This window comes from Candidatus Tisiphia endosymbiont of Nemotelus uliginosus, from assembly GCF_964264755.1.
GTDB lineage: Bacteria > Pseudomonadota > Alphaproteobacteria > Rickettsiales > Rickettsiaceae > Tisiphia.
This window is the reverse complement of record NZ_OZ183481.1, coordinates 391513-414813: the sequence shown is the minus strand read 5'-3', so window position 1 is coordinate 414813 and position 23301 is coordinate 391513. Positions and strand designations below refer to the sequence as shown.

The 23301-nt window shown below is 34.1% G+C and carries 19 protein-coding genes and 1 tRNA gene; 11 read left to right on the top strand and 9 right to left on the bottom strand.

Annotated elements, in window-relative coordinates; genetic code table 11:
• Positions 1-3: 3 nt before the first annotated feature.
• The 4 genes from ACFELW_RS02110 to ACFELW_RS02095 form a co-directional block, all read right to left on the bottom strand.
• Positions 4-246, bottom strand: coding sequence for a hypothetical protein (locus ACFELW_RS02110; protein ID WP_375330286.1), 243 nt, complete (start codon positions 244-246; stop codon positions 4-6).
• 35 nt (positions 247-281) lie between these two features.
• Positions 282-2336 carry a PEP/pyruvate-binding domain-containing protein gene (locus tag ACFELW_RS02105; RefSeq protein ID WP_375330285.1) on the bottom strand — a complete coding sequence of 685 codons (2055 nt, stop codon included), beginning with the start codon at positions 2334-2336 and terminating at the stop codon, positions 282-284.
• 326 nt (positions 2337-2662) lie between these two features.
• Positions 2663-2737 (bottom strand) — tRNA-Ala (locus ACFELW_RS02100).
• A gap of 80 nt (positions 2738-2817) precedes the next feature.
• Positions 2818-3021: a hypothetical protein gene (locus tag ACFELW_RS02095; RefSeq protein ID WP_341759791.1), complete on the bottom strand. Its 204-nt coding sequence runs from the start codon at positions 3019-3021 to the stop codon at positions 2818-2820.
• A 491-nt stretch (positions 3022-3512) separates the two neighbouring features.
• On the opposite strand from ACFELW_RS02095, the gene ACFELW_RS02090 reads away from it, so the two are divergent.
• From ACFELW_RS02090 to ACFELW_RS02040, 11 genes are all read left to right on the top strand, one after another.
• Entirely contained in the window at positions 3513-5501 is a 1989-nt protein-coding gene (locus ACFELW_RS02090; protein WP_375330284.1) for a sulfatase-like hydrolase/transferase, read from the top strand.
• A 283-nt stretch (positions 5502-5784) separates the two neighbouring features.
• Complete coding sequence (locus tag ACFELW_RS02085) at positions 5785-6078, top strand: transposase (RefSeq protein WP_375330493.1); 294 nt, start codon at positions 5785-5787, stop codon at positions 6076-6078.
• Positions 6079-6579: 501 nt separating this feature from the next.
• Positions 6580-7968: a dihydrolipoyl dehydrogenase gene (gene lpdA, locus ACFELW_RS02080; protein ID WP_375330283.1), complete on the top strand. Its 1389-nt coding sequence runs from the start codon at positions 6580-6582 to the stop codon at positions 7966-7968.
• Between the two features lie 328 nt (positions 7969-8296).
• Positions 8297-8932, top strand: coding sequence for an ATP synthase F1 subunit delta (gene atpH / locus ACFELW_RS02075; RefSeq protein WP_375330282.1), 636 nt, complete (start codon positions 8297-8299; stop codon positions 8930-8932).
• A 101-nt stretch (positions 8933-9033) separates the two neighbouring features.
• The gene (atpA, locus tag ACFELW_RS02070) at positions 9034-10593 is read left to right on the top strand and encodes a F0F1 ATP synthase subunit alpha (RefSeq protein WP_341759785.1); all 1560 of its coding nucleotides are present in this window, start codon (positions 9034-9036) and stop codon (positions 10591-10593) included.
• 2 nt (positions 10594-10595) lie between these two features.
• Positions 10596-11477, top strand: a complete 882-nt coding sequence (gene atpG / locus ACFELW_RS02065; RefSeq protein WP_341759784.1) for an ATP synthase F1 subunit gamma — start codon at positions 10596-10598, stop codon at positions 11475-11477.
• Positions 11478-11485: 8 nt separating this feature from the next.
• Positions 11486-12919, top strand: coding sequence for a F0F1 ATP synthase subunit beta (gene atpD / locus ACFELW_RS02060; RefSeq protein WP_375330492.1), 1434 nt, complete (start codon positions 11486-11488; stop codon positions 12917-12919).
• The gene (gene atpC, locus ACFELW_RS02055) at positions 12919-13317 is read left to right on the top strand and encodes an ATP synthase F1 subunit epsilon (protein ID WP_341759783.1); all 399 of its coding nucleotides are present in this window, start codon (positions 12919-12921) and stop codon (positions 13315-13317) included. Before atpD ends, atpC begins: the two co-directional genes overlap by 1 nt.
• Before the next feature lie 183 nt (positions 13318-13500).
• On the top strand, positions 13501-13908 hold the full coding sequence (yajC, locus tag ACFELW_RS02050) for a preprotein translocase subunit YajC (protein WP_341759782.1): 408 nt from the start codon (positions 13501-13503) through the stop codon (positions 13906-13908).
• A 2-nt stretch (positions 13909-13910) separates the two neighbouring features.
• Positions 13911-15464: a protein translocase subunit SecD gene (gene secD, locus ACFELW_RS02045; RefSeq protein ID WP_375330281.1), complete on the top strand. Its 1554-nt coding sequence runs from the start codon at positions 13911-13913 to the stop codon at positions 15462-15464.
• 151 nt (positions 15465-15615) lie between these two features.
• The gene (locus ACFELW_RS02040; RefSeq protein WP_375330280.1) at positions 15616-17148 is read left to right on the top strand and encodes a hypothetical protein; all 1533 of its coding nucleotides are present in this window, start codon (positions 15616-15618) and stop codon (positions 17146-17148) included.
• Here the strand turns inward: ACFELW_RS02040 and ACFELW_RS02035 are convergent.
• The 5 genes from ACFELW_RS02035 to rimP form a co-directional block, all read right to left on the bottom strand.
• Positions 17137-17643, bottom strand: a complete 507-nt coding sequence (locus tag ACFELW_RS02035) for a DNA-3-methyladenine glycosylase (protein ID WP_375330279.1) — start codon at positions 17641-17643, stop codon at positions 17137-17139. The two genes, ACFELW_RS02040 and ACFELW_RS02035, sit on opposite strands and share 12 nt — an antisense overlap.
• A 177-nt stretch (positions 17644-17820) precedes the next feature.
• Positions 17821-18204: a 30S ribosome-binding factor RbfA gene (gene rbfA / locus ACFELW_RS02030; RefSeq protein ID WP_375330278.1), complete on the bottom strand. Its 384-nt coding sequence runs from the start codon at positions 18202-18204 to the stop codon at positions 17821-17823.
• Entirely contained in the window at positions 18205-20697 is a 2493-nt protein-coding gene (gene infB, locus ACFELW_RS02025; protein WP_375330277.1) for a translation initiation factor IF-2, read from the bottom strand.
• Positions 20698-21170: 473 nt separating this feature from the next.
• Complete coding sequence (gene nusA, locus ACFELW_RS02020) at positions 21171-22664, bottom strand: transcription termination factor NusA (protein ID WP_375330276.1); 1494 nt, start codon at positions 22662-22664, stop codon at positions 21171-21173.
• A 14-nt stretch (positions 22665-22678) separates the two neighbouring features.
• Positions 22679-23170 (bottom strand): ribosome maturation factor RimP, encoded by a 492-nt coding sequence (rimP, locus tag ACFELW_RS02015; RefSeq protein ID WP_375330275.1) that lies wholly within the window; start codon positions 23168-23170, stop codon positions 22679-22681.
• Between the last annotated feature and the right edge of the window lie 131 nt (positions 23171-23301).

Here is a 23301-nt window from a genome sequence, read left to right as displayed (position 1 = left end):
GTATCAGGAAAGGTTAGTATATTGTCGGAAATAACTTGGTAAGGATGTATCAATTATTATTTCTTTACCAAATATTTTCTCAGGTAAGATTACTTTTTTGGCATGTAGTAACATCTCCTTGGATAAAGTTATTGCTTCTAAGGTTCCATATTTTCTGTCACCTAATATGGGACAAGCTAGCATTTTCGCATGGAATCGAAGTTGGTGCATCCTGCCAGTAAGAGGAGTAAACTCAACCAGTGTCAAATCCTTATTTAACGCGAGTTGCCAATTAATTTTGGTTATAAAAAGCTTCTTTGGAAGTAAATTTTTGATAGAAGGTTTACGATCCTAGATAGATGGTGCATTTTATCAAGCAGTACCGACAATTCAGCTCCGGCTATCATAGTTTGTTTAAATAGATCAGCCGAGATTGTCCCTTTCTTATAGCTATCAGTTACAGCTCTTAAATTATAGCCTAGTGCCTCTTTAGCTTGCTCATTACTCTCACCTATTTTAGGTAGCGATAATGCGGCAATATTATCTCGTAATTTTTCAGCCTTGTCTTGAAATGGCGCTTCAACATTTTGTGGTAATCTAAAATTCATAGCTTGGTAAGCCAGCGATAATAATTGATCGGTACTAAGCTTATTGCCAGCTTGTGCCTCGTTTGCTAATTTCCCAATACCAGGGTTTTTATCTAAAGTTACTGGATTTTCACTTAGATTTTCTTTAGAAAAACTATAATTAATCGGTGTTACATAGCCAGACAAGCTTGAAGCATATATGCCTTTGGCAACAATTCCTGTATCATATAATGCTTTCTCAATATTTATTTGATCAAGCTCTTGAAACTTTGCTTCTGATAATTGGTAGACACTACTATGTTGTGGATCGATGATTAAATGATTATTTTTCTTCAATAATTCCTGCACTGCCACAATATCACTCACTTGCATTACTGGTATAGCACTAGCATTAAACACTCCAGCCTCATGCGAAGTATCAGGCGATGGTTGTTGCACTATAACCCCTACTATCTTATCATGGTTCTTATTATATTGAGTCAGAGCTTCTTCGATGGTATTACAGATTATTACTTGACTTGGATCAGTAATAACTGCCACCTTATTGATTTCTGGAGTAATTACCTGCAAACCTTGTATGGTAGTCATATTAGCTTTATTATCAGCCAAAAATTGCGGAGAAATAGCGGATGGTTCAAGCCCTTTTCTTGACCCTTCTGGAATTGCCCGAGCTTGTACTATATTAATTTGATGATCATCAGGATTATAAACAAATTCTATATCCATCCTCTTGCCATATTTCCCTACCAAATACTGGGCAAACTGATGGGCATAATAAGCCACATCACTAGCAATTGATGGTTGGTATTTTAGCTCAGCTGGATTCTCTTGCCGCTCTAAACTGATTTTCTGACTATCCTCATCTAACTTGGGCTGCAAGCGAAAATCTTTAGCAGCAATTTCACAATATACTGTCCCTTGGGTACTAATATAAAAATTATCTACCCGTCCTTTACTATTAACGACATATTCACCATGACCGGGAGCTACTTGCAACCTGCTTGCCCCGTCTTTACTATAGATCACCCCTGATACAGGTACTTTATTTTGACTATCTGCAGTTTGGCTAACACCCATTCCCTCACCAATCATTTGTTGAATTAACCCTGGCATTACTGGAAAGTCAGTAATGTGCTGATCACGAGCTATCAAACGTTGTGCCAAAGATTTAGGACCGACATATGAAGCAGCAACTCGACCAAGTGCCTGAGATATCTCGCGAATATTAGCCTTGCAAGGCAGACTCTCATTGCCACCAGGATTAGCCATATCCGCCTTATCCTCATGAACCCCTGTACTACGTACCATTAATAATTGACCAGGTTGAATCTTATTTTTTTCTAAGAACTTGTTAAATAACCCCGGTTCTAGCTCATGTTGATTAAAACAATTAATAATACACTCTTGTAATTTTTTTAAACATTCAATACTAGCTTCACTTAAAGTGTCTAGATTGGACTGAGCTTTGTAAGTATCAGCAAATTCCTGGAAGAGGTTTACCCATTCCGGAGCATGTGTATCTAAATGCTGTTTTATTATATCACCATTTATTGGCTCAAATGTTGGCACTTGAACCTTGATAATATTATCCCCTAATTGACTATCTTGGTTTGTCGCAAGTAATTCATTAAATTCCTTAACAACATCCCGCAAATTGAGTAAATTCGCTGCTTTATAACCAAATGATTTAGCATCATCCTCAATCTTCTCCGAGTAACGCGATGTTCCACCTGCAACATCTACAACCTCATTATTCTCTTCTCCTGCCACAATCCCTCAATTGCTATTTTTTAATTATTATAACATATTTTTTACCCTCACTAATATAAATTCTCAGAATATTAAAGGAAAGACAATATGAATTAATTGAATTAATTAAGAGTTATGACAAAGTAGATGATAAGCTTTCTAAAAAGCTTGCAGACCTTATATGTATCAGCACAAACGCCTATGAAACTTTTAAAGGTTCGACAATTGTTGAAAAAAGGGAATTATTAAATTTTATGTTTTCGAACCTAACACTCGAGGGCTGTAAACTGCATTACGTTCTGGATTTTCCATTCACAGAAATGCAAAAAGTAGCAAATTGTGCCGAATGGTGGAGACGAAGGGAATCGAACCCCCGACCCTCTGCGTGCAAAGCAGATGCTCTACCCCTGAGCTACATCCCCAAACCGTATTAATGAACAGGTAGTTTATATACCTTTTCATATGTAAGGTCAATAACCTTATTTCCAAATTCTATCTCAAGTTAAATTTTTGTTCTGTCCCAAGGTAATGCCTTACCATCAGAACCAACTACTAAGTCTCCTGAGACGTCATATTCTGCTGCCAAAAAAGAAAATTTACCGGATATAAGTTTTACTGGTCTAATTTTTTGTCCATTATGAAAATACTCTTTAGCTTGCTCTCTGGAAGTTGGGTTATTTTTAGACGCTGTTTTAGCTTTTGACATATTATGTAATTACCTCAAATATTTTTCTATATATTACTCTAATGTTTTAAAGAATTGGCTCCGTAAATATACTCAAAGTAATTTGGAGAATTGGATTTGAAAATGAGGGGCAAGCAAGTATAACGTACATGAGGTATGTGATGTTACTTCATCCCTAATATTAAAAACAATTCTTCAAAGCATTTGAGTATACTTTGCTCACGTATGTTTTGTACGTTTAGGAGACTGCCTACGATAACTAATTAATTATCTCCTAGCATCGCCATTATATTCCAAATTTAGTAAAATCATTCAAGTATACTAATGTAACTACAAAATATCTCACCTTTAATATTTGTCAAGGAAAAGCTGTAACATATATACTCAAATGATTTGAAAAGTACTAGCTTATAACTAACTTAATTAGTATTTATGTCTCCTAACTTTAATTGCTAATTGCCTAGCAATTAAAGTTAGGATATTATCTCTGATAATTTAAAAAACCTTGCTAGATGATAAAAACATTGTTCAATTTTCCTATTGTTAGAATTTATCTAATATTTCAGTTTATTACCCGCAGCCTATTAAGCTCATACGCTTTATGGCAACAACAAATAACCATATCTGATCTAGTGTCAATTTTTGTTATTGGCAGTCTCAATGATCTAGTATCTCTTTGTTATTTTTTACCGGTAATTTTACTGCTGATCATTGGATTCCATAAATTATTGGCTCGGTATAAATTGTTGTATTTAAGCTGTTGCCTTGTTAGTTATTTCTGTACCATTGCTCTCTTAATATTTATTACAATTGCCGAGATTACTTTTTGGGATGAGTTCAGTGTTAGATTTAATTTTATTGCGGTAGATTATTTAATTTATACCCATGAGATTATTGGTACTGTAAAGGAATCTTTGCCTTATATAAAAATATTACTAGCCATTATAGTTATTACACTATTAATTGTTTTTTTCTTTAGAAAATACATAATTAACCAAGCAAGTACTATAATAAATAGTAAGAAATATATTCTTTGCACGATAATGCTATTTTTGCTTAGCCTAGTTGCTTTTAATTTCTATAATCCTAATAAAATTGCTTTTAATTTTAATAAATATGCTATCGAACTTGCTAAAAACGGTCCATATGAGTTTTTCTCTGCCTATTTTAATAATAGCTTAGATTATAATAAATTTTATCCAGTAATTGATAAAAACCAAGCTTTAGATACTGTTCGCACTAGTTTATCAAAAAACAAAGAACTATACTCAGATGACTCTACTATAGCACGTTATATCAAAGCTAATTCTTCTAATAGTAAGAAATATAATATTATTTTCATTACCGTGGAAAGTTTAAGTGCTGAATTCATGGGCAAATTTGGCAATCAACAAAATATTACGCCAAATTTAGATAGATTAGCTGATCAAAGCATATTTTTTACCAATTTATATGCAGTAGGAACTAGAACAGTAAGAGGTTTAGAAGCTATTACTTTATCAGTACCACCAACTCCTGGTTCTTCCATTATCCGTAGACCTGAGAATCAATCGCTATTTAATATAGGTACTATTTTTAAGAATGAAGGTTATGTTATTAACTTCATAAACGCTTGTTATAGTTACATTGATAATTTGCAGAATTATTTTCATGGTAATGGTTATAATATAGTTGATCGAGGTAATCTAAAATCAAATGAAATAAGTTTTTCTAATATTTGGGGAGTAGCTGACGAGGATATATTAATAAAATCACTAGAGTTAGCTGATCAAAATTATAAGGAAGGCAAACCCTTTTTCTCATTAATTATGACTATTTCTAACCATCGTCCTTATACTTTCCCCAAAGGTAGAATTGATCTGGCATCTGGTGGTGGGCGTAATGCAGCAGTTAAATACACCGACTATGCTATTGGTAAGTTTCTTGAATTAGCTAAAACTCGCCCATGGTTTGATAATACTATCTTTGTTATCACAGCTGACCATTGTGCGTCAAGTGCTGGTAAAACTGATTTACCAATTAATAAATATCACATACCTCTATTAATATATGCTCCTAATATATTAAAACCACAGATAGTTGATAATTTAGCAAGTCAAATTGATATTGCCCCTACTATTTTGGGATTATTAAATTTTTCGTATAATAGTAAGTTTTTTGGTCAAGATATATTAAATACGCCGGCAAACAGAGCTTTTATCAGTACTTACCAATTGCTTGGGTTTATGAAGGATAATCATTTAGTTATCTTACGCCCACAGGAACAACCAAAAACTTATAAATTAGTTAATGAAGATATAGTCAATTCAGGAGAATTTGGGGCTAGGAGCGATGGAGCGACGCCTATAAGTAATAGTCGAGCGACGAGTGACACCGTCCCCAATTTCTCATCAATTGACTATAAAATAGAGATTGATAATATTCCTAGTCTAGTAGAAGAAGCTATTAGTTTTTATCAAATAGCTTATGATTTATATATTCAGGGTAAGATGAGAGAATAGATTCTGTGAGTGTTCACGGTTTTTGTACTAAATAAAAAATCTGCTCGCCAAACGTCATTGTAAGCAGCTCCATAGATGTATGTTGAGATAAATTATTGTTGCCGTACTTTCCTAGACACTGCTAACAAAGATATATGAATATAGAAGAAGATATGATATTATTTAAGATATATTAAGAAAAAAGGAATAGATATATAATGGATTCGCGATTATTTCCTGTAAAACAAGAATTTTTTGAAAACGAAATAGAAGCAATCATAGAGAAGAGTTATATTTGGAAAAGATGCCCCCAAAGATTAGCCATTATAAGGTATTTTGTGCAATAATGTATGTATTAAGAACCGGGATACCGTGGAGGAATTTACCAAAATGCTATGGATGTTGGCACACCATCTACCAACGCTTTAAAAGAGGTAGCGAAAAAGGAATATGGTGGAAAATCTTAATAATCTTACAACAAAGTAAAAAATTATTAATTAACATAGTAATTACGGATAGCACAACCTTTAAACTATATCAACACAGCGGTAGGTTAAAAGGGGGATGCAAAGCAAAGGAAAAAGTAAAAGAGGAATGAGTACAAAATTACATCTTGCTATGACTACATCATAGCACATAATAGAAGGATTTTTAACTGCTGGCAATAGGAACGATATTGCTGTAGCAGAAGAGTTAACTGCAGACATCGTTGGATGTGATGTTATCCAAGATCGTGGATATGATAGTAATAAAAATAAACCTTGAGTCTCAAAATAATATTACCGTTGTCCCTGGCAGAAAAAATAGAAAAACAGAAATTAGTTTATAATAGAGAAACATACAAACTTAGAGGAGCTATTGAAAGATTCTTTGGAAAAATAAAAGAAAATCGGAGGCTTGCTGTTTGATATGAAAAAGATGATCTTTCTTTCCTCTCTTTTATCGCTCTTGCTGCTATTAAATTACACCTTTGTTAACAGCATCTAATTTATAGAGGTATAAAAAATCAAACTTATTATAAATTTCAGTAGCCATTTTTATTACTATAGTTATAGTAGGCTATATTAAAAAAGCAATGAATGAATAGCTGGAAATATTAATGGAAAATTATGATATAGCAATTATTGGCGGTGGACCTGGTGGTTATGTTGCGGCAATTAGGGCGGCACAACTAAATAAAAAAGTTGTGTTGATTGAGAAAGAACATTTAGGAGGGATTTGTTTAAATTGGGGATGCATACCAACAAAAGCCCTACTTAAATCAGCTGAATTATTTCAGAAAATTAAGCATGCTCAAGATTATGGTATTATAGTCAATGAACCAAGCTTTGACTTAAAAAAAATAGTACAGCGTTCTAGAGATATATCGACGCAGTTAACATCTGGCATTAAGTCCTTACTAAAGAAAAATAAGGTTACGGTCATTGATGGCACTGCTGTACTTGGAGTTGGTAAAGTGGTAAATATTGATAGTAACGGTCAAAAAATTTCAATTAAAGCACAAGATATAATAATTGCTACAGGTGCAAGAGCTAGGATTTTAAATGGATTTAAACCAGATGGTAAGCAAATTATTACTTCTAAGGAAGCTATGATTTTTGATAAATTACCAAAATCTATGATTATAGTTGGATCAGGAGCGATTGGTATAGAATTTGCCTCATTTTATAACTCTTTAGGAACAAACGTCACCATAATTGAAGTACAAAATAGGATTTTACAAGCTGAAGATGAAGAAATTTCTTTAATGGCACGAAAAATTTTTGAGAAAAAGGGTATAAAAATTCATACTAATAGTAAGTTGTTAAATCATAGCCAAACACAAGATCATGTTATGATTGAAGTTGAGATAGAAGGTAAGAACCACAAAATACAAGCTGAAACTTTGCTTATGGCAGTTGGTATAGTTGGCAATACGGAAAATCTTAATTTAGAAAAAACTAATATAAAAATAGATAGAGGTCATATTGTTACCAATCAGTTTATGCAAACTGATGAACAAGGAATTTATGCAATAGGTGATGTCACATCTCCCCCGTGGCTTGCACACAAGGCAAGTCATGAAGGTATTATTGCTGTAGAAACTATTGCCGGTCTTAAAGCTCATCCTCTAGAAAATCGTAATATTCCAGGGTGTACTTATTCCTCACCGCAGATTGCTAGTGTAGGGCTTACTGAAGAACAAGCGAAAAAAGCTGGTTACCAAGTGAAAATTGGCAAATTCCCATCTATCGCTAATGGGAAAGCCCTGGTTGATGGCTGTACTGAAGGAATGATTAAAACGATATTTGATACAAAAACTGGGGAATTGTTAGGAGCACACTTGATAGGCGAAGAGGTTACCGAGCTAATTCAAGGTTATGTAATTGCTAGAACTATGGAAGGTACAGAGCTTGATTTAATCAATACCATTTTCCCTCACCCAACTTTATCTGAAATGATGGGTGAGTCAGTATTGCAGGCTTACGGTAGGTCCATTCATATTTAAGCAAAATTTTTTTAAAATATACTTAGTGGTAAGGATAGATTGTGTTATAAAGTATAGCTAACATTACTTTGTCATTGCGAGGAGCTACTTTAGTACAACGAAGCAATCCAAATTTATCGATTTCCTGGATTGCTTCGTCGGCTTACGCCTCCTCGCAATGACGTGTAATATTATTTAGATATAGAGTACAGGCAATGAGTAAGATGAATGTAGAGGATTATGAAGCTTTTCCACGGAAGCGGCGAATAAATATTGTTATGCGGCATGGTGTATCATTTGGTTCGGCACTGGCTATGGCTATTTCGTTTAATATCAACCATTCTGTGTTATGGGCAATCTTACATGGCTTATTTTCCTGGCTTTACGTGGCTTATTATTGCTTGGTTTAGTTAGAATTTTTGGATATAACAACATAATGAACAACAACAAACTAGTACTAAATTATACTTCCGCGTTATTTGATAATGCACTAGCTAATGCTTTGGAAGATAAAATATTTGAGCAGGTTACGATTATCGATCAATTTATCAACGATAATCCACAAATCAAGGCTATTATATTTTCTCCTATAGTAAAGGGTATTGATAAATGTAAAATAATTGAATTAATTACCAAAAACTTTAATGTTGAATCTATAGTTAAGCGGTTTTTGTTAATATTGCTAAAGCATTCACGTATGCCTATTTTATCAAGCATAGTGGTATTATACCAACAACTACTTAATAGAAACAAAAATATTAAGATGGTAACAATAACTTCTGCTAAAATTCTGCATAGTAAAGAAAAACAATGGCTAACTAAATATTTAGAAGATGATTTCCAGCAGAAAGTTGCGATAAAATTTAGTCAAAATCAGTCAGTTATTGGTGGTATTATTATACAATATGATAGCATGGTTAGGGATTACTCTATTGCTGGAATGTTAGAGAAAATAACAAAAACCTTAAAAACTGCAAAGATTTAGGTTATATAGATAGTTAGAAATGGATTGCCACGACCACTATATGGTCTCGCAATGACGTTTGGATTAAAAATTATTAAATAAGATTTACGAGGTAAATAATTATGGGTTCTACCCAAAAATTAAAAGCTGTTGAACTTGCTGAAGTACTAAAAAAAGAAATTGCTAATATTGAACAATTTAGCGATTTACGAGAAGTAGGACAAGTTATAACAGTTGGGGATGGTATAGCTAGAGTATATGGTATCGATAATGTCGAGGCTGGCGAGGTAGTTGAATTTGCTTCAGGAGTGAAAGGTCTTGCTCTTAACCTCGAAACAGACTCTGTAAGTATCATATTGATTGGCAGTGACCGAAAAGTAAAACAAGGTGATTCGGTAAAAAGAACTGGTAAGACTATACAAGTGCCAGTGGGTAAATCATTGCTTGGTAGAGTCGTTGATGGTATGGCTAATCCTATTGATGGTAAAGGCGAAATTATAACCGATAGCTATAGAAATATCGAGGAAAACGCTCCGGGGATCATTGCTAGAAAAGGCGTTACAGAGCCGGTGCAAACAGGCATTAAAGTGATCGACTCTCTAATTCCTATTGGTCGGGGTCAGAGGGAGTTAATTATTGGTGACAGGCAAGTAGGAAAAACTGCTATTGCTATCGATACGATTATTAACCAAAGACAAGCTCATCTTGACAATGATGAAAAAAATAAGATTTATTGCATTTACGTAGCTATTGGTCAAAAAAAATCGACTATCGCTCAGGTAGTAAAAAAATTAGAAGATTCAGGAGCAATGGAATATACAGTAGTTGTAGCCGCTACCGCCTCTGATCCTGTTGCGTTACAATATGTGGCACCTTACACTGGTTGTAGTATAGGCGAGTATTTCCGTGATAATGGTATGCATGCACTAGTGATTTACGATGATTTGAGTAAACATGCTGTTGCCTATAGACAAATCTCTCTATTGCTCAGAAGACCACCAGGACGTGAAGCATATCCGGGAGATATATTTTACCTACATTCTAGGTTACTGGAACGAGCAGCAAATATGTCGGATAAAGATGGTGGTGGTTCTCTTACGGCTTTGCCGATTATTGAGACCCAGGCAGGTGATGTTTCCGCATATATTCCAACCAATGTTATATCAATTACTGATGGACAGATTTTTTTAGAAAATGAGCTATTTTATAAAGGTATTAGACCAGCGGTAAATATTGGTATCTCAGTAAGTAGGGTAGGATCAGCTGCACAAGTAAAATCTATGAAGCAAGTAGCAGGAAGTGTCAAACTTGAGTTAGCACAATTTAGAGAATTAGCCGCTTTTGCTCAGTTTAGTTCAGACTTAGATAGTTCAACTAAACAACTTATCTCACATGGGACAAAACTAAGCGAGATATTGAAGCAGGATCAATATGCCCCCTTCCCTATTGAAGAGCAAGTGGTTAGTCTTTATGCTGGGGTGAAAAATTATCTCGATAATATTCCTGTTGAGTTAGTAAAAGAATTTGAGCTTAAATTACTCCAAGAAATAAAACTTAAAGAAAACGATATTTTATTATCCATTAAAAATCAGGGACAAATCATTAAAGAAACGGAAGAAAAGTTAAAAATTTTCTTAGAAAAATTTGTACAGAACTTTCTTACTGACAATAAAGTTGGGTAGCTATGTCAGGTTTAAAACAATTAAGATCTCGTATTAAAAGTGTTAAATCAACGCAAAAAATTACTAAGGCTATGCAAATAGTCTCGGCTACCAAATTTACCAAAGCCAAAAGCCAAATTAAGGACTCAGAAGATTATATTGAGACTCTACGAGATATAATGGCTAATATGGCATCTAGAAATAATTTACAGGATATGGCTGAAGAAGAGAAAAAATTCTTCTCAGAAGAATCATGTCCAAGTGATTTGAATAGACCGCACTTATTGATAGTAGTTGCCTCGGAACGTGGTTTATGTGGATCTTTTAATTTTTCAGTATCCAAGCAAGTGAAATTTGATATTACAAATTTGGAAAATGCTGGTAAACAAGTAAGACTGATGATTATTGGTAAAAAGGGTTATGATCTATTAAAATGGCAATATTCCCATTATATTGACAATTATTTTGATTTTCCTAAATATCATAATAATAATTTGGCATTTCAGGTTAAAGATAAACTAATGGAGATGGTAGGTAGTTCTAAAATTAGCAATTGTCAAATATATTTTAATAAATGTAAAAATGCTATGACACAGATTGCCACTAAACAGCAAATATTACCAATTGAAAAACAAATATCTTCAAATAAGCAATATTCAAGCTATGAATATGAAGGTGAAGGGCTTATTTTGAATATGATTAATCTTTATGTAACCGCACAAATTAATTATGCTCTACTACAAAGTAGAGTTAGTGAAGAAGGAGCTAGAATGACAGCGATGGATAATGCCACAAAAAATGCTAATGAGCTTATTAATAAGTTAACACTAACACTTAATAGATCTAGGCAAGATTTAATTACTCGGGATTTAATTGAAATTATTGCAGGAGCAGAAGCTATATGACAAAAATTATTGGCAAGACTATCGGTAAGATTGTACAAATTATCTCAGCTGTGGTTGATGTACAATTTAATAGTGGTGGGAAATTGCCGAAGATTCTCAACGCACTTGAGTGCTATAATAATGGAGAAAAGGTGATATTAGAAGTATCGCAACATATCGGAGATGATATTGTTAGATGCATATCTATGAATCCAACAGAGGGGTTAGTAAGAGGTCAAGAGGTGGTAGATACAGGAGATACCATTAAGGTACCTGTTGGCACGGCAACACTTGGGCGTATAATGAATGTAATTGGTATGCCAATTGATGGAAGAGGTGAAATTAATTCCACTAAATGTGCTTCAATTTACCGACCAGCCCCAGACTTTGTTGACCAATCAACTGAAAAAAACATTCTGGCTACAGGAATTAAAGTCATTGATCTCCTAGCTCCTTATGCAAAAGGAGGAAAAATTGGATTATTTGGTGGTGCCGGGGTAGGAAAAACAGTATTAATTATGGAACTTATTAATAATATTGCCAAGGCTCATGGAGGATATACGGTTTTTGCCGGAGTTGGAGAAAGGACTAGAGAAGGCAATGATTTGTATCATGAAATGATTGATTCCAATGTAATTGATCTAGAAAATCCAGAAAAATCTAAAGTAGCCCTGGTTTATGGACAAATGAACGAACAGCCCGGTGCAAGAGCTAGAGTTGCTTTAACTGGACTCACTATAGCCGAAAGTTTCAGAGATTTAGATGGAGGACAGGATGTCTTGTTTTTTGTCGATAATATTTTCCGCTTCACTCAAGCTGGTTCTGAGGTATCAGCTCTTTTAGGTAGAATACCTTCGGCAGTGGGCTATCAACCAACATTAGCAACTGATATGGGTGAGTTGCAAGAACGTATTACTTCAACAAAGTTTGGATCAATTACTTCGGTACAGGCTATTTATGTGCCAGCCGATGATCTAACTGATCCTGCTCCTGCTGCCTCTTTTACTCATTTGGATGCAACGACTGTACTTAGTCGACAAATTGCTGAGCTTGGTATTTATCCGGCAGTAGATCCTCTCGATAGCAGTTCACAATTGCTAAGTCCGGCAATTGTTGGAGAAAAACATTACTCAGTTGCTCGTGAGGTGCAAAAAGTTTTACAGACATATAAGTCGCTACAAGATATCATTGCCATTCTAGGAATGGATGAGTTATCAGAAGCGGATAAATTAACTGTTACCAGGGCAAGGAAAATTCAACGCTTTTTATCTCAACCTTTCCATGTTGCTGAAGTATTTACAGGTATGCCTGGAAAGCTTGTTAGTTTAGCTGATACTATTGAGGGGTTTCATGGCTTGGTTTCTGGTAAATATGATCACTTACCAGAGGCTGCTTTTTATATGATAGGTAGTATTGACGAGGCAGTAGAGAAAGCTGAAACACTTAAAGCCAAAGTAGCATAATGAATAAAACAATTAGGGTTAAAATTGTAACACCAATAAATGTGCTGTTTGATAAGCAGGCTCAAGAAGTAATAATGCCAGGAGAGTTAGGGGAATTTGGGGTTTTACCTGGTCATGAATTATTGATTGCCAGTTTGAAAGCTGGATTGACAAAAATAACAGTAGATAATTCTGTATTCAAATATTTTGTCTGTTCAGGATTAGCTGAGGTTACGGATAGCAAGGTAAATATAATAACTGAATTCGCTGTTGATACTAGCAATTTGCAACCAAATAAAATAATTGAAAAAATAGAATTTTTAAAAAAAGAAATAAACCAAGAAAATGACGATACAAAAAATGACATTATTAAGTTGGATATAGCTAGATATGAATCTTTGCTAACTTATCTTGAGTAAATATGTCATTATATAGCTAACATTACTACATCATTGCGAAACTACGTAGTAGTCGAAGCAATCCAAAGAAATGATTAGAGATGGATTGCTTCGTTGTGTTTACACACTCCTAGCAATGACGTAGTTTACTAATTAACACAACTACTTTTACTACAGTAAAAGATAAACATTAGGAGATATATTATGTTTACAGAAAATGCCTATGCAGATGACGATACAATAGCAATCAAAGAAACTGTAGAAGTAGTTCCAACAGCACCTGAATCATCCATGCAGTCAGTATTAACAAGCATGGTGCCGATGGTATTAATTTTCATTGTATTTTATTTTTTCCTAATTAGACCGCAAGAAAAACGTCGTAAGGAGAAAGAAAGTGTGGTGAGTAGCGTAAAAAAGGGCGAAGAGGTAGTAACTAATAGCGGAATCTTTGGCATAGTCAGCAAGATTAACGATGCTGACAACACAATAGACCTTGAAATATCTGAAAATATACGAATCAAAGTTTTAAAATCTGCAATACTTGATATTACAAGTCGTAATAAAAAAGAAGCTATAGCTGTTAATAAAAGTAAAAAAGACAAAGGAAAATAACGGTGCATAATATTGCTAAATGGAAAATATTCTTGTCTATTTTATGTACAATAGGAGCTTTTATTTGTGCTTTACCTAATTTTACAACTATAGATTCAAAAATATTACCCAATTATAGGGTAAATCTTGGGCTTGATTTAAGAGGTGGTGCTCATCTATTGCTAGATGTCGATTTTGACGCCTATTTAAATGATGTAATGGAAGGTTTGGCTGACCATTTACGGAAATATTTACGGGAAGATAAGGTAGGCTATAAAAATCTTATTGCTAAAAATCACATGGTGCAGTTTGAATTAAGAAACCCAGAAGATTACAAAACAGTAAAAAAGATTTTAGGTAAAATTGACCGAGAAATTACTGTAGAAAACGATAATTTTAATATTAAGCTTAGTTATAATGATTCTAAACTTGCCGAATTAAGGCAAAAAGTAATTGCTCAATCAATTGAAATAATTAGAATGAGAGTAGATAGCACAGGTACCAAAGAGCCTAACATACAGAGGCAAGGCGATAAACATATATTGCTCCAGGTACCAGGTGAGGAAAACCCACAACAACTGAAAAATATTCTTGGTAAAACTGCAAAATTAACCTTCCATTTAGTTGACGAAAATGCCAACATACAAGAAGCAATAAATGGGCGTTTACCCTCTGGCTCAATTTTAGTTAAAGGAGAAAATTCAGATAAAAAAGAATATTATGTAGTTGTTAAGAAAAAAGTTATTGTTAGTGGTGAGCAGCTAATAACTGCTCAAGCTTCTTTTAACCAAAATACTCAACCAGCCGTTGCTTTTTCCTTTAATAATCTTGGTAGCAAATTATTTGCGGAAATAACCAAAAATAATTCTGGTAAAAGGCTTGCGATCGTGCTTGATAATAAATTATTAAGTGCTCCAGTAATTAATGAACCAATTCTTGGAGGAAGCGGTATAATTTCAGGTAATTTTACTGTTGAATCAGCCAATGAATTAGCCTTATTACTTAGAGCGGGTTCGTTACCAGCTCCTTTAAAGATAATAGAGGAACGAACCATAGGGCCAAATCTTGGGGCAGACTCAATAGAGGCAGGTAAGAAAGCAGGGATGATTGGTTTTGCCAGTGTGGTGATATTTATGATTTGGTCGTACGGAATTCTTGGAATTTTTGCCAATATAGCATTAAGTCTAGCCCTACTCTATATTCTAGCTTTATTGTCACTTTTCCAAGCGACATTAACTCTACCGGGAATTGCTGGTATAATCTTAACGATTGGCATGGCGGTTGATGCCAATGTACTCATTTATGAGAGAATAAGGGAAGAGCTTAAAAAGGGGGCATCTAACCTGTATGCTATAAGGACAGGGTTTGAATCAGCTTTTGCGACAATTCTTGACTCAAACGTGACAACTTTGATAGCGGCATTTTTACTTTTTATGTTTGGTGTTGGTGCTATAAAAGGCTTCGCGGTAACACTAACTATTGGTATAATATCATCGATGTTTTCTGCGATTATTATTACTAAATTGTTAATTGATATTTGGATTAAATACCAAAATCCAAAAAATCTGGGATTGTAGTAATAACCGTCCATACAGGACTAGTGAGTTTGTCATTCCCGCCCACTATTGTCATTCCCGCTTCGGTGCGGAATCTGGATACCTGCTTACGCAGGGGTGACATGTAGTATTAGTATGGATAAAACAATAATTAAACTACAGGATTTACAATATGTCTAAAGCTAAACTCTTACAAAAAATGATGCTACCTATTATAGTAACAGGGATGTTTACTGGGGTAACATATGAAGGTTATAAACGCTCGTCAGAACTTTCTAAATTTGAGATAGCTGCTAAGGGATTAGGTTTCACTTCCCCAACTCAGCAAGACAGTTTGTTAAAGATTCTTCATCTAGCCGGATATTTACAACCAGAAAAATTATGGCGTGATCTAGCATGTTTTGATAAAACTGGTAATTCAGAAAAAATATTTGCTTCAATTTCTAGAAGTTTAATTAAATCTCGAGCTACTCAAGATGCTCCTGATCAATTCGATGCTAAATTATTGCGTAAAAATTTATTTAAAGCTACTAATGAATTGAGTGTACGAGATGTTGAAGATTGGTTACTATATGTTGCTCAGAATGCATTTAATCGTAAAGTTGGTCAGGAACGTAATGAACTAACCAATGAAAATTGGATGATTAAATATGCCTCTCAATATATTGATGCTGCCAAACAATTAGGGCTTATTGATGAAATACCACCCCAACATCAGGAATATGCTGAAAGCTGGATTGCTGGAGCCTCTAGAATTGGCTTATTGGCACGGATAATTTACTATAATAAAATAATAGAACAAATTAAAATTAATGGATCAGTATTAGTATTAGCCGGAGCAAGACCATTATGGGCTAATATTGATGGTATTAACCCAGAGACATACGATAAATTACTAAAAATATGGCAAGATAAGGGGGATATCAATAAATTAGATGCTTCTTTATTAGTTGGAGAAGATTCAGCTCGTACAGAGGAAGGGAAGGAATATATGGGGTCACTTGCTAAAAGTTATAATATTGTTTTAGAACTAACACAACCCTTCATTCAATATACCACAAAAGAAGAATGTCCTGCAGGTTTCTTTCCTGGAAGAGTCTATCCTAATTATGCAACTACAGATGAAACAAAGCTCACAGAAAGCCTGATGAGTGAGGATTTATTAAATAACTTCCTTAATAAGGAGCAGAGAAGCTCAGCTGAAGTAATAAATACCGAACTGGGCAACAATAACGCAAGACCTAATACCGCTACTACTGCTTATGATGCTGCAGTTACTCTTGTTGATAAGATTTTGAGTGGGGGGCTTGGTGAGCAAAAAGATTATGTTATTTTATTTATCAGCAATAACCCTTACATTCAACGCCAAACAATTGCTACTCAAAGAGAAGTTGATAAAATATTACAAAAATATGGATTAGATAAAAAAGGTTATCATATTGAAGTCGAAGGAGTAGGTTTTAGTTCCAAACAGGATGTCCCAACTATTCATTCTGAACTGGCGTGCTTGATAGCAGAGCTATGGAAAAATCATAATCTACTAGTTTCTAATGAAGCGGGGCATTCTATCGAGCAATTATTGTTTCAAACTCGTCAAGACCTTGCAATAATACCGCCAATGCCAGAAGTCAAAGAAGAGAATGTAGGGATAATTGGTCAAATGGTTTTATGGACTCAGGATGTATGGGATCATTTATCGTACTAAATAACGCCAAAGTTTATCGGTACCTTTGCTAATGCCAATTCTAGGGGTAGTAATAAATTGAGGTGTATCACCTACGTCAATAACGCAAAAGGATTTATTACTAGTCATATCTTGAGCATTTTGGGTTTTATTAATTCCAAGGGTACGACATAATTTTCCAGGTCCATCAAGTAAAATTTGTGAAGGTTTATATTGATACACTCCTCTAATTAATACAGCAGCTGGAAATCCTAGTTTTTCTGTTACTATATTTAAACAATAATACATACCATAAATTAAATATACATAGGCATTACCAGCAGAACCATACATAAGCTTTGTACGAGGTGTTAACCCCTTGGCTGCATGACAAGCAGGATCATCTTCTCCAACATAAGCTTCTGTTTCAATAATTCGTGCCTCTATATTACCAAAACACAAAACCTTTCCAAGTAACTCCTGCGATACAATAAGCGTATTTCTTTCGTAAAATGTTTTTGGAAGTATTGTAGACATATGTGAATGCTCATATATATTAGACTTCCTGCATAAATCAAAAAAGCCCCCAGGATTTTTAGGAGAAACGAAGCAGAACAACCGCAGTGTACATAAACGATTGTTACGGAGCGGAGGCGAGTTTCGACGACAAAATCACCAACTAGATTGACTTATGCTAGGTAAGTCTATTTTGTCCTAGCTCATCCTATTAGTCTCAGCTTGCTTCAATAATTTATCAACTTTATCGGCATTATCAAATCCGTGATCATAATGAAAACGAATTTCCGGTGAATATTTTAAATTAATTTTAGCAGTTATAAAATTTCTTATAGCATATTTCGAATTATTTAAAGATTCAGTAAGTTGTATTTTATTAAAAACCGTATTAAACGGTAAAAAGTAACAATCTGTTACTTTTAAATCAGCCGTAACTAAGACTTTGGTAATAGTTACTGGACAATTAATCAATCGTTCATCTAACATTTTACCACGTCTTAGTACTTCCACTAATGCTGCATTTATTAATGTTGCAACTTTTTTTTGTCTTGAAGATTTTTCTCTATCTGAAACTTTTTGCATTTACAATAATTGTTTTTTTTCTTCAATAATTTCAAAAACTTCTACAATATCAAATTGTTCGATATTCTCATAATTTTCAAAAGCGATACCACATTCAAAGCCCTCATGAACTTCTTTGACATCATCTTTAAAACGTTTGAGAGTTTTAATTTTTCCCTCATGAATAACGATATTGTCTCGTAATAAGCGAGCCCTATCACCTCTTTTAATAGTACCTTTAGTAACATAACTCCCAGCAATTTTCCCAACTTTTGAGACAGTGAATATTTGTCTGATCTCGACTGTACCAATATATTGCTCACGAATAATTGGTGAAAGCATACCGCTGAGTATTGATTTAACATCGTCTAGTAAATTATAAATAAGAGAGTAATATCTAATATCCACTTTTTCTTTTTCTGCCATAGCAAAAGCATTATTATTAGTTCTAACGTTAAAGCCAATAATAATAGCATTGGATGCTTTAGCTAAGGTAACATCTGACTCCAATATTCCACCTACTGCATGGTGTAAAATTCTTACACGAACTTCATCATTTGGTAGCTTTAATAGGCTAGTAACAATTGCTTCAATCGAACCTTGTACATCACCTTTAACAATTATTGGTAATTCTTTTATCATACCAGCACTGCCAGAAGCTTTTAGGAACAATTCTTCTAGGCTTGATCTTTGAGTAACAGAAATTTTCTTTTCTTTTGCCAATCGTTCACGATATTCTATAATATCCCGAGCCTGTTTTTCATTCTGTACTACATTAAACTGATCTCCTGCCCGCGGAGCTTCATTTAAACCATAAATCTCTACTGGTAAACTTGGTTCTGCCTCGGTAATATCCACTCCCTTATCATTATTCATTCTCTTAATTTTACCATATTTCGTTCCGGCAACTACTATATCTCCATTTCTTAGAGTACCACGTTGTACCAATATAGTAGCCACAGCTCCTTTACCTTTATCAACTTTTGCTTCTATGACCACACCAGCAGTGAGTCCGCTAAAGTTAGCCTTAAGATCCTGCATTTCTGCCACCAATAATATAGCATCTTCTAACTTATCTAAATTAGTTTTCTTCAAAGCGGAAACTGGTACAATTATGGTATCACCACCTAATTCTTCACTAACTAAATCGTACATTAACAGATCATTCTTAATTCGATCAAGATTAATATCCGGCTTATCAATCTTATTTATTGCAACAATTATCGGGACATTTGCTGCCTTAGCATGATTAATTGCTTCAATCGTTTGCGGCTTGATTCCATCATCTGCTGCAACTACTATAACTACTATATCAGTTACCTTAGCACCTCTAGTCCTCATCTCTGAAAACGCTTCATGCCCTGGAGTATCAATGAAAGTAATAGCCCTACCATCAGGCAATGTTATCCGATAAGCACCTATATGTTGGGTGATGCCACCTGCCTCTTGACTTGCCAAATCAGTTGATTTTAAAGCGTCAAGTAACGAAGTTTTACCGTGATCGACATGCCCCATAATCGTTACAATAGGAGCTCTATGCTTTAAATCTTCTTCTTTATCAGCTTCACTAATCAATATATTCTCAACATCGGATTCTTGCACCCTTTTTACTGTATGCCCTAAGGTCGTAGCAATAAGTTCAGCTGTATCTGTATCGATTGTTTGGCTGGTCGTAGCCATGATGCCAAGCTTCATCAATTCTTTTATAACATCGGTTGCCCGCTCAGACATTCTATTGGCTAGATCTCCGACAGAAATGGCTTCAGGAATAATAACTTCTCTATACACTTTGTCGGGTGTTTGTTGATAAGCTTTACGTTTTTCTTTTTCCCTTGCTCTTCTTATTGAGGCAAGGCTTCTAGTCTTACCGGCATTATCACTTCCGTCTGCATCAAGCATATTGAAAATATCTGCCTTTTTTAATTTTTTAGGCTCCTCAATTTTAACCTTTGGCACTACTATTTTATTGTCACCAACCTTATCTGTTGAAGAAATATCTTCAAGTGCAACACCAAAATGGCTCTGAGAACCAATCACTGGTGATCTAACAAAGGGTTTTGATTGATTTCTATCTTGCGAAGATGGAGTTGTAGGAGGTACCTCAAAATCATTTTCAATATCTTGTGAGTTATCATCCTGGATATTTTCTGGGATACCTTCTAAACAGTCTTGTGACACAGATTGATTGATAGTTGCAAGTTTACTAAGAGTACTAATCTTATTATCAATACCCTTAGATTTTGCATCTTCTGCTGCTTTTTTTAAAATAGTTAGGCGTCTATTAAATTCTTCTCCAGCAGCAGATTCCCCGCTCTGAGCAGTAGAACCATTAGACCAAAGTTTGTTAAAAGACAAAGTACCAGTTGGAGTACTACTCTTCCTAACTTCTACAATAGTTTTTGCAGAACTAACAAAGCCTCTAGTAACATTAGTAGGTTTAGAGGGCTTGTTAAGCGAGAGTTTTGAGCCACCAAGTGTTAATTTCTTTGGTTTAGGTTCCTGGTCATACGTCATAAATATTAAACCTTTAAATAGCAATTATATATGCTAAAGTTTTGTAAATAATTCTGCTACCTAATTCAACGATTAGCAGATAGTATATCTTCTGATTTGAAGAATTATTTTGTGAGCGTTCACGGAAAAAAGTTAAAGTACAAGACGTCTATTAGCCACAAGGCATAAGCCTAGAAGAAATCCATTCCTGACCATTTTTTGGATTGCTTCGTCACCACAAAAACGGCTCCTCAATAATAGACAACAGTTGGCGAGCAGATTTTTTATTCATCATAAGAAAATAGCAAAAAAACCGTGAACGCTCACAATCTTTGTTGGTAATATTATACTAGAAAACTACCTACGATAACTAATTAAATTATATCAATAAAATTCTGAGTACTAATACTTAATGTTAAATTATTTGAAAAAATTTTTAACTTTCTAGGATTTGAAACATCCATAACCAAATATTTCTCTCCAACTCAAACAGCTTACTCATCATCACCAGTACGAGCTGTGCGAATTAGTAATTCGATATCATTATCTACCATGTTAGAATTAGGCACTAATGATTTAAACTCATTAACTGTTAGCTCTCCCAAATCTTCTATAGTCTTTATACCGTATTCAGCTAATTTTAATATGAATTCTGGTTGTAAATCCAATACATCAATTAATTCTTGTTCAACACCTAAATCCTCAAGCTTAATAATAATTTTTTCATTCTTAGCATTTACATAATTTATTGATCGTTCCATTATTTCAGTTGCTAATTCTTCTTCAAACCCTTCGATGTTCATTAAAGTTTCAATCTTACTAGAAGCCAACTGTTCTAAAGAAGTAAAACCTTCAGCAGATAACAGTTGTGCTATCACTTCTTCAACATCCAATGATTCCATAAATAACTCGGTAGCAGAACGAAACTCATCACTTCTTCGTTTAGATTCTTGATCTTCGGTCATTATATTAATATTCCAGCCAGTAAGCCTAGATGCTAAACGAACATTTTGACCTCTTCTACCGATTGCCAGACTCAAATTATCTTGAGATACGACTACATCAACTATATTTTTATCTTCATCGATGACAATTTTTGCAATTTCTGCAGGAGCCAATGCATTCATAATAAACTGGGCAATATTCTTACTCCATAATATTATATCTATCTTTTCACCATTAAGTTCATTAGTAATAGCTCTAATTCTATTACCTTTAATTCCTACGCATGAACCTATAGGATCAATGCTAGAATCAGAAGCAAATACTGCAACTTTTGCCTTTGATCCAGGATCACGGGCTATAGCTCGCAATTCAATTATATTATCATAAATCTCTGGAATCTCTAATTCAAGTAATTTTATTAGCATTTGGTCATCGCTTCTAGATAGAAAAATTTGTGGACCTTTAGACACCAATCTTACATCTTGTACATACGCTTTAATACGGTCATTAATTTTAAAGTTTTCTCCTCTAATTAGCTGTTCCTTTTTAATTATTGCCTCAGCACGACCAAGATCAACTATGATATTATTAAACTCTACTCTCTTAACAATACCGTTTAAAATCTCACCTTTCTTATCTTTAAAATCTTCATATTGTTTTTCTCTTTCCGTTTCACCAACGCGTTGTATTATTATTTGCTTAGCTGTTTGAGCTGCAACACGCCCAAGATCAATGGGTGGTAAGAGTTCATAAATTTTATCGCCAATTTTAGCGTCGGCTTTCTTCTCAGTAGCATTACTTAAAGAAATTTGAGTAAAATAATCATCTACATCATCTACTACATCAAGGACTCTAAAAAGACTAATATTACCATTTTTTCTGTTAATCTCAGCTTTTATATTATGTTCATTGCCATATTTCTTACGTCCTGCAGCCTGTACAGCCTGTTCCATTGCCGAAAGTAAGGATTCTTTAGGAAGGTTCTTTTCTCTAGCTACAGATTCTATGATCTGTAAAATTTCTATGTTACCAATATTGACCATAATGTCACTGCCTTTTAAGATTTTTTATTCATTAAATTTTTGAACATTTCATCTGTTAATACCAAAGAAGCCTTTTTTATCATATCAAATGAAAATACTATATCTTTACCATTACTATTCAGATAAACTTTGTTATTTTCAGCTTTAATTATCTTTCCCTGATATCGAGTTTGACCATTTAGTAATTCTTTTAATTTTATGGTAGCTTCTCTACCGATAAATCTAGTATAATCTTCAAATTTTATTAATGGACATTCGATACCTGCCGAACAAATTTCTAAAAAATATTTATCACTAATTATATCTTCAACATCTAAGATTGCCGAGATATTTCTACTAACATTACGACAATCTATTATATTAACCTTTTTGCCATCTAATCTATCTATTAACACTTCAAGTACTTTATGGCTTGAACCCTTTAAAGTTACTTTTACTAAATCAAACCCAAGGTCTTTTAGGTTATCCTGGATAGCATTAATAATTTGTTGCTCTATAGTTTTCATTACTATATAAATATTTTAAATACTTCAATATACTTCCTGCATAAGTCAAAAAAGCCCTCGGGATTTCTAGGAGAAACGAAGCCTGCTACCTTCGCGTACATAAACGATTGTTACGGAGCGGAGGCAAGTTT